General features: G+C 39.7%; 9 protein-coding genes. 1 reads left to right on the forward strand and 8 read right to left on the reverse strand.

What is annotated here, in order from left to right:
* Positions 1-105 precede the first annotated feature (105 nt).
* The 7 genes from AC3ANV_RS24925 to AC3ANV_RS24955 all read right to left on the reverse strand — a co-directional run bounded on the left by AC3ANV_RS24925 (position 106) and on the right by AC3ANV_RS24955 (position 10069).
* On the reverse strand, positions 106-3297 hold the full coding sequence (locus tag AC3ANV_RS24925; RefSeq protein WP_488311281.1) for a DEAD/DEAH box helicase: 3192 nt from the start codon (positions 3295-3297) through the stop codon (positions 106-108).
* A gap of 32 nt (positions 3298-3329) precedes the next feature.
* Positions 3330-3791: an NUDIX hydrolase gene (locus tag AC3ANV_RS24930; RefSeq protein WP_488311282.1), complete on the reverse strand. Its 462-nt coding sequence runs from the start codon at positions 3789-3791 to the stop codon at positions 3330-3332.
* Positions 3792-4094: 303 nt separating this feature from the next.
* The gene (locus tag AC3ANV_RS24935; protein ID WP_488311283.1) at positions 4095-5546 is read right to left on the reverse strand and encodes a YfcC family protein; all 1452 of its coding nucleotides are present in this window, start codon (positions 5544-5546) and stop codon (positions 4095-4097) included.
* 149 nt (positions 5547-5695) lie between these two features.
* Complete coding sequence (locus tag AC3ANV_RS24940) at positions 5696-7288, reverse strand: amidohydrolase (RefSeq protein WP_488311284.1); 1593 nt, start codon at positions 7286-7288, stop codon at positions 5696-5698.
* 178 nt (positions 7289-7466) lie between these two features.
* Positions 7467-8180 (reverse strand): GntR family transcriptional regulator, encoded by a 714-nt coding sequence (locus AC3ANV_RS24945; protein ID WP_488311285.1) that lies wholly within the window; start codon positions 8178-8180, stop codon positions 7467-7469.
* Between the two features lie 86 nt (positions 8181-8266).
* Positions 8267-9085, reverse strand: a complete 819-nt coding sequence (locus tag AC3ANV_RS24950) for a PfkB family carbohydrate kinase (protein ID WP_488311286.1) — start codon at positions 9083-9085, stop codon at positions 8267-8269.
* 15 nt (positions 9086-9100) lie between these two features.
* Complete coding sequence (locus AC3ANV_RS24955) at positions 9101-10069, reverse strand: SIS domain-containing protein (protein ID WP_488311287.1); 969 nt, start codon at positions 10067-10069, stop codon at positions 9101-9103.
* Positions 10070-11847: 1778 nt separating this feature from the next.
* On the opposite strand from AC3ANV_RS24955, the gene AC3ANV_RS24960 reads away from it, so the two are divergent.
* Positions 11848-12054, forward strand: coding sequence for a hypothetical protein (locus AC3ANV_RS24960; RefSeq protein ID WP_488311288.1), 207 nt, complete (start codon positions 11848-11850; stop codon positions 12052-12054).
* A gap of 144 nt (positions 12055-12198) precedes the next feature.
* Here the strand turns inward: AC3ANV_RS24960 and AC3ANV_RS24965 are convergent, their stop codons facing one another.
* Positions 12199-13509 carry an alkaline phosphatase gene (locus tag AC3ANV_RS24965; protein WP_488311289.1) on the reverse strand — a complete coding sequence of 437 codons (1311 nt, stop codon included), beginning with the start codon at positions 13507-13509 and terminating at the stop codon, positions 12199-12201.
* Positions 13510-13535: the final 26 nt, after the last annotated feature.

Genomic DNA, 13535 nt, shown 5'->3' on the forward strand with positions numbered 1-13535 from the left:
AAGGTTCTAAAGCTATTAAGGAGATTCATTTTTGCCTTCTAACACAGCAGAAAAGTTCAATAACAAATTCCGAAATCTTTTTCGATCAATTTTTTCTATTTCTTTCTAAATCATCAATATTCCCCTAATATCTTCTTCGGTAAGGGTAGACATGATTTTTTCTTCAGAATCGATGATTTCTTCAATGAGATGTCTCTTTTTTTCTTGCAGTTCGTTCATTTTTTCCTCGATAGTTCCACGGGCGACAAGCTTGATGACCTGTACGACATTTTTCTGCCCGATCCGATGGGCACGATCTGCTGCTTGTTCCTCGACGGCAGGATTCCACCAAGTGTCATATAAAATAACAGTATCCGCACTCATCAGGTTTAGGCCTGTACCTCCTGCTTTCAGGGATATGAGGAATAAATCCCGTTCACCGGAATTAAATCGCCGGCAGATTTCCACTCGTTCTGCTGCCGGGGTTTGTCCATCAAGGTAAAAGAACGGGAGCTCTTTCGTCGCTAATGCTCTGCCGATAAGCTCCAGCATTTTCGTAAACTGTGAAAAAATTAACACCCTTCTTCCGGAAAGCTTTGATTCATCTATAATTTGCAAGAGCTGTTCAAATTTCGCTGAGTTTCCTTTATAACCATCCACAAACAAGCTTGGGTGACAACATATCTGACGCAAGCGAGTCAAACCGGCCAAAATTTTGATGCGATTTTTCCGAATTGTATTTTTGTCCAGATGCTTTAGTGTGTCGTGCCTTAGTTTCGCTAAATAGGCAGCGTATAGCTTCTTCTGTTCAGGAAGCAGCTCCACTGATTCCAATGACTCTATTTTTTCAGGAAGCTCTGAAAGGACATCCTCCTTCATCCTGCGAAGTAGAAATGGCCGGATTCTCAAGGCAATGTTTTCCCTCGAAAGCTTACTATATTCCTTTAATCCGAGTAAAAGCTCCGGAAAGACCACATGAAAAATCGACCACAGCTCCTCCAGTGAATTCTCCACCGGTGTACCGGTAAGCGCGAAACGATGAGCGGACTGTAGCTTCTTTACCGCTCGTGCTGTTTGGGTCAAAGGATTTTTAAATGCTTGGGCTTCATCAAAAAACACTGTATGAAAAGATTGTTTCGCAAACCAGTTTATCTCCCTGCGTAATAACGGATAGGAGGTGATGATCACATCGATGCCCTTTAAGTCCTTCAGTAACTTAGATCGCTCTGCTTTATTTCCATCTATGACAGCTGCTTGTAATTGGGGTGCAAATTTCCTGATTTCACTAAGCCAGTTATACGTCAAGGATGATGGGCAAACAATAAGGACCTTTTGCTTATTGTTACGGATATCGGTGAGGACCGACATGATAAACGCGATACTTTGGATCGTTTTTCCGAGACCCATATCATCGGCTAAAATTCCTCCAAAGCCATAGCAGGCAAGTGTTTTCATCCATTTAAAGCCAAGTTTTTGATATTCTTTAAGTATGGGCTCTAAACTCTTGGGCACCTCGAATTCCAAACGCTCGGGATGGCGGAGGTGATCAAGAAATTGACGGTAGGATTCCTCCAGCTTGAAGGCATCGTTAATCTCAACTGAATCTAGAAGCTGAAGACTCTGTTCGATGGGCAAATCCAGGCCACCTGCCAGATCTTTATTCCTGACAAGGGGTGAATAAAGAAATCGCTGAATTTCATCGAATTCTCTCGTCTGAAGCGAGAGCAGCGCCCCATTCGGCAAACGATAATATTTCCGTTTTTCCTCTAAAGCGAGTAAAACCTCGCGAATCTGCTTTTCAGGAATGCCATCCATTTCAAATTTAAATTCAAGCCAATTGGTCCGTTCTTTTTTGACCTTCACCCTCACCTGAGGGCGAGCATTCTCTCTGAAAATCCGATTTCTTACGGCCGTTGTTGCATAAATTTGGACAAGCTTTTGAAGCCTTGGAACGACATGGACTAAAAACTCATACTCCAGCTCCTCATTATGCAAAAAATATCCTCCGTCCGTCTTGGCAAACGAGCTATCTTCCATTAGCTTTAGTATTTCAGCTTCCTTTTCTACATCCCTAATCACCATGGAGCCTGCCGTTTGTTCTCCGGTTTCCAATGGATGAATAATTCTATTTTCGTAGTGAAACTCGAGTCCGGCAAGGAGGCGATTTTTCACACGATCCAAGTAGAGCTTGGCCACCAAAGGGGTGTTCATCCATTGTTTGGTTATAGTTTCAGCAATGTGAACATTCCCCAGTTTTTTTAACCCTTTTGCCACTTTTTCAAGAAAAAAATGAACTTGCTCTTTCGGAATCGTAATTTGATTCGTTCCTGACATATCCAGCATCTGTTTCAGATCCGAAAGACGTTTACAGTCCTGATCTTCCAACAGTTTTATTTTTCCTTCATAGAGAATAGAGCTATAGGAATCTAGGACAACCATCCGATTAAAGCCTTTGACCTGTAATTGATAGACATTGCCTTCCGTTTCTGTAAAATCAAACTGTAATGGGAGTGCTTCATTTGTAACCTGCAGTCTTGCAATGGTCTGCCCATCATACTTCAGCTTTACCCGTGGCGCTTTTAGCAGTAAAGGCAGCATCCGGTCCCAAGCTGATGATGGAATAAGCAGCATCTGAGGGTGATCCTTATCCGGCAATGCGTCAACATACATCTTTTCATCACGAATCACCTGGATGAGCTGCTGAATAACCGCATCTGTTTCGTTTTGAAAACAATGGAGATTTTGATTGTATGTGAATGAACCGGAAAGTAGACATGGATTTCCTTCTCTTACATGCTCCAGAAACTCACGGATATTTTGCACGTTAGTCGACCCAAGAATTATTTCTATACCAATTATGTACCTACCCAAGCCTATAGCAACCGGTTTACAGGTAAACTCTACATCAAGCACGTTTCTTTTTTCAAAATGAAGCTGGTGACCGCTTTTTCGGACAGTCCGATCATTGAAAAGAGTCAGTAAACCTTTTGTCAATTCCTGATTGGTTGAATTGGCAACCATCGGGATGGTTCCATGACGCCTGTGTTCGTATATCGCTAATAAAACGGCGGCAATATGCTGACAATCCATATCAAAAGAAGCCAGCTTCGGGCAGCTGCATTCCGTTCGAATATCATTGTTGGTATCCGTTTCAATCATCACATGGAAATCTTCCTCTCCTGTTACCGTTGCTTGACAACGATCAGGGCTATAGCTTTCAAATATTACTTTATTCGTGCGATAAAAATAATCTCCTCGTTTGAAGGAGACAGTACCACACATTTCTTTAATGATTTTATGATTTAATGTTATGTTCAAGCGGGTTGCTCCTTCTTTGAGGATAATTTGATCTAAAACCTTATTATAAATAGGTTTGGATATTTTTCAATGATCTTCCTGACTAATGGACTGGTATGCTCCGGTAATGCCCGAATATCAAAGAATCCGGCATCAATTGATTCTTTTCCATCAATTTTAATGGTACTGCTTTTAATATCTTTTGAAATATATGTAATCGTGACCGGATAGAATTCATCACCATTTGGCAGTTTTCTAAAATACTGCTTGCCAGAAAAAACATCTACTAACTGAAGCCGGCCAATTTCAACCCCTGTTTCTTCAAATACTTCTCTTCTTCCTGCCTCCTCAGCAGACTCCCCCAATTCTAAGAGGCCTCCCGGAAGCCCCCAGATCCCTTCCGGTCTTTTTTGTAAAAGAATTTTTCCATTCTCATCCTCTACAACTACCATTGAACCTACTAAAATAATCGGCCGTGTTCCGATTATTTTACGTAAATCCTCAATATAGCCCATTCATAATCCTCCATTCGAGAAAATTTTTATGAGAAATATGTTTTAAAGAAAATATTTATTATATCTTACCTATTGTACAACTTATTAGTTTAAGAGAACAAACCTTCAATGAACTAGATAAAAAGACAGTGTGGAAAAACACGGGGCTATAGTCAATTCGATGTTGACTTATCGTAAGGAGGTAAGCGAAGTACTCGAGCCATAAACACTCATGATGGCATTTTCCAAAACGATAAAAAAACGCCAATTTTATTTGAACTTGGCGTTTTTTAAATGAAGAAAAATTAAAAGTCAGGCATTTCCCTACATCCCTACGTATGCTGATATGGAGGCAAAAATGGCAGCGATTACCCACAGTATCGGGAAGATCTTCATCATTACTTTCAACCATTGTCCAAAACTAATTCGTGCAATGGCCAAGCCTGCTAGCAGCACCCCGCCTGTTGGTGAAATGAGATTGGTTAATCCATTACCAAACTGATATGCAGTGACAGCAGCTTCTCTATTTATGCCCATAAGATCCGCCAAAGGGGCCATTACAGGCATGGTTAATGCAGCTTCCCCGGACGAGGATGGTACAAAAAAGGTTATAATATTATGGGCAAGAAGCATAATCGTCGTAAACGCAAAGCTAGGCAGTCCCTTCATTGCAGTTGCTAATGAATTTAAGATGGTATCAATAATCATGCCATTTTGCGCAATAACAAGAATTCCACGGGCAAGGCCAATGATAACAGCCGCATAAACAAATTCACTGCAGCCCTTAACAAAATTCTCAGCGATTTCTTTTTGATTCATTTTGGAAACAATACCTGCATATAACCCCAATCCCAAAAAGACAGCACCAATCTCTGTCATATACCAGCCTTTAGCAAGAATTCCCCATACAATCAGTCCAAGAGCAACGATAAAACCGGATAAAATGAATTGATCTCTACGTGAAAACTGAACGACAGTTCCGGTTTCTTCCTTTAGAAATTGGGTCCGATTTTCTAAGTCATTTTTATAAACAATCGATTTTTCCGGGTTTTTCTTAACCCTATTGGCGTACCACATGGTAAAACCAATTGATACCCCGGTAAAAACAACCCATTCAATAAAGCGAAGCCATAATTGAGGATTTCCTTTAACCCCTGATACCCCCTGTGCGATAAGGACAGAAAATGGATTCAAGGTTGAACCGACATAACCGATTTGTGTGCCTAAAAATAAAATTAAAATAGCCGTAATCGAATCGAATTTTAAAACATACATAAGCGAAATAAAAATGGTATAGAGAGGTATCGTTTCTTCACTCATCCCAAATGTGGATCCGCCTAAGCTGAAAATGATCATAGCAATTGGTATAACTAAAATCCCTTTATTTTTTAAACGGTTTGATAGTTCGATTAACCCCCTATCAATGGCACCGGTTTTCAATATAATTCCAAACGCTCCTCCTACAATCAAGACAAAGGCTACAACATCTGCCGCATTAATAACTCCCGCCATTGGCGCACTTAAGATTCCTGTTATCCCTTGACGTAAATCCCCTTTATCACTGACCTTTGAAATGGTGTGAAAAGTTCCCGGGACGATTACACTTCTTGTTGAACCGTCTACAGTTACATCTTTACGATCAAATTGTCCACTGGGTAAAATCCATGTCATTAGAGCTACAATGATAATGATTAAAAAAATGAGTGAATAACTATGAGGCAGGGCCCACTTTTTTCTCTTTCCTACTACCTTTGCTTCCAACGCATTCGCTTCCATTTATAGTCTCCTCATTTCTAATTTAAATGACGTTATATAACGTATTTTCGGAAGGTATGAAACATCGTGTATTCATTCACAAAGCAGCAATATTTTTTACTCACCTATTATTAATACCTATATTTTCCTTTTTTGAAGGACATCACATTCTACGATATGAATGCCGGAAAAACTTCCTTGGTGTTATCATGTACAATATCCCCATCCGCTATCGTCAAAACCACTTTGGCGTTCCGTAGTTCAGAAGCAGGAGTTTCAAATAAATTCCGATCAAAAACAGCAATATCCGCATATTTACCCGCTTCAATCGTGCCTGTTTTATCTTCCATAAAATTATGCCTTGCACCATTTATCGTCCATGCTTTCAAAATTTCAGCTATTGGCAGGCCTCGCTCAGGATACCATCCTCCTGAAGGGGAGCCATCCGGAAAAAGCCGTTTGGCTGCTGCATAGATAGAATCAGGGACATTGGTGATAAAAAGAGGTAAATCCGTTCCGGCGGTAATCGTTATCCCTGCATCAAGCATGGCCTTGTAGTCATAAAAGCCTTTTTCCTTTTCTTCTCCAACAGCATCTGCCATATAAGACTCTTCATACGATGGGTTTAACAGTAAAATTTGCGCATAAATTTCAGCAAAAATATCGTTTTTGCCCATACGTTTTAGGTCATCAGAATGCGGATACTCTAAATCACTAATCGAATGCCGGGCATCACGCTGTCCATTTACTTGACGGCATTTTTCAAAAATCGAAACAGCTTTGCGTATCGCTGCATCACCTTCTGCCGTTAAACAGCATTTCAAGCCATTCCGATCAGCCTCTAAAACCCAATTTTCAATCTTTTTATAATTAACTTCTCGTAAATTTTTAACTCCAGGCATATCTGCATAAGGCTCCAACATATCACCCGTATGATTGGCAACAACACCATCTACCATTACTTTGTAGCCTTGAAATCGCAGGTAATCATCTTTATAAAGCTTTTGATATGTTTGCCCTACTGCAATATTAAGTGGTTCCCTTACAGGCTCTAAAGCAAAATGGACCCTTAACGGTATCCGGTCTTCTGCTGCTAACTCCGTTAAGACAGGCAGCAGCTCATACTTTTCGAATCCTATGTCTTTTATCGACGTTACCCCTCGAGCAGCTAATAGCTGACAAAATCCCACGAATTCTTCCTTAACCTTATCGCTTTCCTGCAACATGTCTTTTAATAATTTCGATCGAGCCTCTGCGCTGCAATTTTCAGGTGTGAAATCATATCGATCTATCGCTTTTTGATTCATCCAACACCAATTTTTTGTACGATTAATAGCAATAACCGGTCTATTCGGAAAAGCTTCATCCAATCGATTTTGTTCCGGAATACACCCCAAGCGCTCCTTATCCCAACCAAACGCATATAAATTTTCAGAAGGTCCTAATCTCTCAGATTGCTTGATTAATAGAGTTATTGCTTCATCAACTGTTGACATTTTGGATAGGTCCACACCGCGATTCATTGACATATAGCCAGTAAAAAACACATGATTATCGTGAATCCCCGGCATTACAAGCTGATCATCAAGCCGGTAAACCTTCGTTTCCGGACCAATCCATTTATTTTGTTCGCTTTGATTCCCTACAGCAATGATTTTGTTATCATTAATCGCAATAAATCCTGCAAAAGGTTTATCTTCTTTGCTTGAAAAAATAACATTTGAAACCAGTACAATATTGGCTCTCAATTGGCCATTAGTCATCGAAGGCACCTTCATTCCCAATACTTATTTTCAATAAAAGGGCTCACTTCATTTAAGCGCTATCATTTTTACCAATAGAAGATTTTTTCTATTTTCTTCCGTTACAACGTCATAAAACGTCATAACGGAAGGTACAAATCTCTTTTTAGCTTCAATGAATCTTTCTAAGAAGAGGTTTTTATAAAGTAAATTGATAACGGTCACCTATAATATACTGTTTGCCGGCATGAACAGGTCGTCCATGTTGATCATGAATAATCGTATTCATGTAAAACAATGCTTTTCCAATGGAAGTTTCCAGTAGCTGAGCCTGCTCTTCATCTGCCAATACAATTTCTAGAGTAGTTAGACCGGATCGGTCGGGATTAATTCCATATTTCGTTCTCAATAGATCATACAATGACCCGGCTAGTGACTCTTCTAATAAAAATTGATATCTATTATAAGGATAATAGTTATTTTCCAGCATCAACGGACTATCACCCGCATACCTTTTCCTTTGGATATAGATTGCCTTTTCATCTGCCTCAAGCTGTAGAGCCTTCTTGAGTGAAGAGTCAGGATTAATGATTTCTTTCTTTGTAATCAAACTGTGAGACGTTAAACCGTTTGACTTGCAAGCAGCGGTAAATCCCATCACATGTTTGATTTTACGATCAATTTTTGAATGACTTACAAATGTACCTTTCCCATGGCGTTTAACTAAATATCCTTCTTTAACCAGTTCTTCAACTGCCTTGCGTACAGTAACCCGGCTAACATTGTACCGTTCCATCAATTCCGTTTCATTTGGAATTTTTTCACCTTGCTGGAAACTCTCATTTAAAATAGCTGCTTGAATCGCCTTTTTTAATTGGATATATAATGGTTCTTGATGGTCTGCGTTAAGCATTTTCTACCCCCGTATGTCGATGCCTTATAGGCTCCTATGTAAAAGAGTATCAAACGTTTTGCGATATAACAAGCAGGTCTAATAGATTAATAATAGGAAACACCAAAACCAAAAGAGCCCTCTACAAGACAACTTTTTGCAGCAAAAACTGCTGCTTCCTTCATCGCTGACGCAATGTCATTCGTTCTTAAATATTGAAGCAGGAAAGCTGTAATAAAGGAATCTCCTGCCCCCATTGTATCGATTGCCTTCACATATTCGGTAGACTGATAATAGTAATTTATTCCATCATACGCTACCGCACGATCACTTCCGCGAGTTGCTAAAAGAATTTGACCACTCTTTTTATAATTGTCCTTTAGAAATACCCTTGTCTCAATTTCAGACAAATGGCTGCAGGAAAAAAAGGCAAAGTCAACAAATGAAATATATTTATCTATTTGTTCTTGCTGAAAATCATCAGAAAAATCAAAGGATAACGGTACACCCAGGGAGTCCAGGTCTTCTAATAAATGTCCTGTGTGGCTGTATAACCCTGTATGCACCATTGAACATTCTTTAATAAGCGCGATATCTTCTTCCGTTAGTTTTAATAAATGTTCCCGCGATACACCGCCATCATTACTGCCAAGAAATAATCGATCGCCATCCTCCAGTGTGACACGGGCACATCCATTCTCCCCGTTAAAATGCCTGCATCCGGATATATCAATTTGTAATTCTTTTAGTACTCTTTCTACGTGTTCCGCTTCTTTATCATCACCAAATGTCCCAATAAACGCTGAGTCGGCTCCCATTATTTTTGCAAATACACTAAAGTTTAGGGCATTGCCTCCAGGATACATCGTCTTGATATGAACATATTTATCTACGACATTATCTCCGATTCCTACTACCTTTACCATTTTTTTCACCCCGTTTTAGTATGAGACCTTCCCCATGTACCGACGAGTTTCCAATGGATGATTTCGTACATCCGCTAACGCTTCACGATAAACACACATAATACTATAAAATAAAATTGGATTAAAAAATTCAACAACATCATCGGCAATTGTATTGATTCCTAATTCTTTAGCATCCACTACTTCAACTTTCTCAGCATATTCATTAAGGAATGTTCTTGCACGTTCATCCAATGCGCGTGTTCTGCCTTCATTTACTAATAAAATAAAGGGCGTTTTTTTGTCTGTTACTTCAAAAGGACCATGGAAGTACTCACCGGAATGGATGGATGCCGCATTCAGCCATTGCATTTCCATTAGTGAGCAGATCGCAAATCCGTAGGCATGACCATAAGATGCTCCGCTTGAAAGAATATAAAATAGCTCTTCATTTTTATATTTATTTGCAAATTCCTTTGTCCTCTCGGCTACTAGCTGCTCTCCTTTTCTAATGATTCCGTTAATGTTTTCAATTCCGTTTTGAAATGCATCATAGTGAGCATAGCCTTCTGTCCGATTAAGAACCTCCACAGCTAATTGCAGGATCATTGCCATTGGATTATTCTTTACGTCACTTTCGGATCCCCACTCATATAAAAAGGCGTGATCGGAATATTCCAGCAATGCAGCTTCCTTGTTATGTGTCAAACCGATTGTATGGGCACCATGTTCTTTTGCCACTTTCGCTGCTTCAACTGATTCCGGTGTGTTCCCGCCATGCGAGCAAACAATGACAAGCGAATCTTTATTCAATCTTTTTGGTGTTGCATGGACAAACTCATTCGCCGTAAATAAACCTGTTACAATTTTTTTTGCTTCACACTCAAGGAAATATTTTGTAGGATACATATCTACTAAAGAGCCGCCACATGCGACCAAATATACTTCCGTAATTCCCTCCTTAGTTCCTAAATTAATTTCATTAATCACTTTTACTGCATTCATTAGACTCACTCCCCTATAAGACGTATCATGACGTATTATCTTTTCACATTTAATATAAACGTTTTCATTTTAGCCGTCAATAAGAATTTTTCTTTTAAACTATTAATTTAATAAGCTTTGATTTGATTTTAATTGAACCCTAAAAATAAAGGGAAAAAGTTGAAATTGTAAAAGGTACCTTTCAATTCTGTTTTGAAGCACAAAATTGCAAAAGCCACTACAATTAGATTGAGAAATAGCCCGAAAAGAAAGGCGGTCCGAGATTAAGACTTGAATAATGAAATACAAGTGATTCCTGTCCGAATAAGGTCTGGATTCGGACTATGTAAGTGAAATACAAGCCGTTCCTGTCCAAATAAGGGCTGGATTCGGACTATGTAAGTGAAATACAAGCCGTTCCTGTCCGAATGAGGGCTGGATTCGGACTATGTAAGTGAAATACAAGCTGTTCCTGTCCGAATAAGGGCTGGATTCGGACTATATTAGTGAAATACAAACGGTTCCTGTCCGAATAAGGGCTGGATTCGGACTATGTAAGTGAAATACAAGCCGTTCCTGTCCGAATAAGGGCTGGATTCGGACTATGTAAGTGAAATACAAGCCGTTCCTGTCCGAATGAGGGCTGGATTCGGACTATATTAGTGAAATACAAACGGTTCCTGTCCGAATAAGGGCTGGATTCGGACTATATTAGTGAAATACAAACGGTTCCTGTCCGAATAAGGGCTGGATTCGGACTATGTAAGTGAAATACAAGCCGTTCCTGTCCGAATGAGGGCTGGATTCGGACTATGTAAGTGAAATACAAACCATTCTTGTCCGAATGAGGGCTGGATTCGGACTATGTAAGTGAAATACAAACGGTTCCTGTCCGAATAAGGGCTGGATTCGGACTATGTAAGTGAAATACAAGCTGTTCCTGTCCGAATAAGGGCTGGATTCGGACTATATTAGTGAAATACAAACGGTTCCTGTCCGAATAAGGGCTGGATTCGGACTATGTAAGTGAAATACAAGCCGTTCCTGTCCGAATAAGGGCTGGATTCGGACTATGTAAGTGAAATACAAGCCGTTCCTGTCCGAATGAGGGCTGGATTCGGACTATATAAGTGAAATACAAACGGTTCCTGTCCGAATAAGGGCTGGATTCGGACTATGTAAGTGAAATACAAGCCGTTCCTGTCCGAATGAGGGCTGGATTCGGACTATATAAGTGAAATACAAACGGTTCCTGTCCGAATGAGGGCTGGATTCGGACTATGTAAGTGAAATACAAACCATTCTTGTCCGAATGAGGGCTGGATTCGGACTATGTAAGTGAAATACAAACGGTTCCTGTCCGAATAAGGGCTGGATTCGGACTATGTAAGTGCAATACAAGTGGTTCTTGTCCGAATGAGGGCTGGATTCGGACCATGTAAGTAAAATACAAGCCGTTCCTGTCCGAATGAGGGCTGGATTCGGACTATGTAAGTGAAATACAAGCCATTCCTGTCCGAATGAGGGCTGGATTCGGACTATGTAAGTAAAATACAAGCCGTTCCTGTCCGAATGAGGGCTGGATTCGGACTATGTAAGTGAAATACAAGCTGTTCCTGTCCGAATAAGGGCTGGATTCTGCTGTCTTTATTGGTTTATTGATTTTTGTCGGACCCCTTCTTTCCTTTATTTATATGAGGACGAAAAATGAACAAATAAAAAAAGGAAGAAATCGACTTTATCAGCAGTCGACCGATGCTGTTTTCGGAATTAGCGACTGCCTTTTCAGCGGGAGATATTTGGATTTTATTCAGAATTATGAAGAGCAGGAACACGAATTGCAGCAGCTTGATACGAAAAAACAGCCGTTTGCGAATTGGCGGAATGTTTTAAATCAAATCGTGTTGGGAGCGGTTGTGATTTTTGTGATTTATTGGAATAATGGCATGACCGTAAGCGGGAGAGTCCCCGCAACTTTTATAACAGCGATTAGCGGGCAGCCATGAGCTATTACTTGAAAAGGAAGAGAGGTATCGGCGCCTCTATACATTGGATCATCCTCTAAAAAAGTGATAAAAATAACAATCGTATTGTCGAGCTGCCCTTATTATGGCAGCTTGAAATCCTGTTAAATTTGTATCATAGGTTTTTTAATCCATAATCTCAAATAGAATCCTGGCAATATCACTATTTTCCATTCTTCCACTAAATAAATGTCGATTTAGACCATATGCATAAATTGGAACATCCTCACCCGTATGCCCTTTTGTTGTCCAGCCTGTACTGGAATAGTGATTAATCAGGTTGATAAGAGCTTGACGTGTATCCTCAACTTCCATTTCAAGCGTAGATTGTAAGCTTTTCAAATCGGCTTCATGAAGAGTAAAGTTCATATGATGCTTTAAAGTGGTCAAATCTTTTGTTTTATGCATTTGTGTTGCAATGACAAAGGGCGTTGCGGTAATGGATTTAATCACACCGGGATTCCATTTATAGTTATCATTACGATCGATACTCATCCCGCCTGTTGAGTGATCCGCTGTTGCTATCACAATTGTATCCTCTCTATTTAATGCAAAATGGATCGCCTCTTTAAAAGCTGCTTCAAAGTCTTTAACCTCACTCATGGCACCTACGATATCATTGTCATGCCCCGCCCAATCAATTTGACTTCCTTCTATTAAAAGAAAAAAGCCATTTGGGTTTTGCTGCAACCGTTGAAGTGCAGCTTTGGTCATTTGGGAAAGAGACGGAACAGTTGGATCGCGATCAATTTGTTTCGGTAGTTCAATAGGTGCAAATAAGCCTAGGAGCTGCTCGCTTTTATTTGTGACAAGCTCTTGTAGATTTGTGACATAACCAAAACGATTATTTGCAAACTCTTCTATTAAATTTCGGTCATCCCGTATGAAATAAGATGTTCCTCCCCCGAGCATAACGTCGATTTTATGGTTACCATCAATTTGTTCATCGAAATAATCATCGGCAATTTTATCATATTCATTTCTAGATTCTTTATGGACGGCAAACGCCGCTAGTGTAGCATGATTGATCTGACTTGTTCCTACTAGGCCGGTCGATTTACCACGAAATTTTGCATATTCCAAAACAGTTGGAACCACTTGTTTATCAATATTAAGAGCAAGTGCTCCATTAAATGTTTTATGGCCGGTCGATAAAGCAGTACCTGCAGCTGCTGAATCCGTAATATTACTTTCTGTATCTAATGAATAGGTAGATTGTGTGCCAACAAAGAATTGATCAAATATAGTAGGCTTCATAAGCCCTTTTTGGGAATCATGATTAAAATAACGAAGGCCGGTGGTATAAGAAAAACCCATCCCATCCCCGATCAGTAATATAATATTTTTTACTTTCTTCGTTTTATTGTAATGATGATTAATGATAGGAATGAAAGGATTAAAACTTAAATCATTTAGCAGAACGGTGGAATTTAACAAAAGATAACAGCACCTTTCTATTTAAC

It is taken from the genome of Neobacillus sp. DFD-2R, assembly GCF_057747865.1.

What these genes read in the sequence shown, in the direction of transcription:
- AC3ANV_RS24935 (WP_488311283.1), bottom strand. Translation starts at nt 5,546, where the DNA reads ATGGAAGCGAATGCGTTGGAAGCAAAGGTAGTAGGAAAGAGAAAAAAG.
- AC3ANV_RS24930 (WP_488311282.1), bottom strand. Translation starts at nt 3,791, where the DNA reads ATGGGCTATATTGAGGATTTACGTAAAATAATCGGAACACGGCCGATT.
- AC3ANV_RS24940 (WP_488311284.1), bottom strand. Translation starts at nt 7,288, where the DNA reads ATGACTAATGGCCAATTGAGAGCCAATATTGTACTGGTTTCAAATGTT.
- AC3ANV_RS24950 (WP_488311286.1), bottom strand. Translation starts at nt 9,085, where the DNA reads ATGGTAAAGGTAGTAGGAATCGGAGATAATGTCGTAGATAAATATGTT.
- AC3ANV_RS24955 (WP_488311287.1), bottom strand. Translation starts at nt 10,069, where the DNA reads ATGAATGCAGTAAAAGTGATTAATGAAATTAATTTAGGAACTAAGGAG.
- AC3ANV_RS24945 (WP_488311285.1), bottom strand. Translation starts at nt 8,180, where the DNA reads ATGCTTAACGCAGACCATCAAGAACCATTATATATCCAATTAAAAAAG.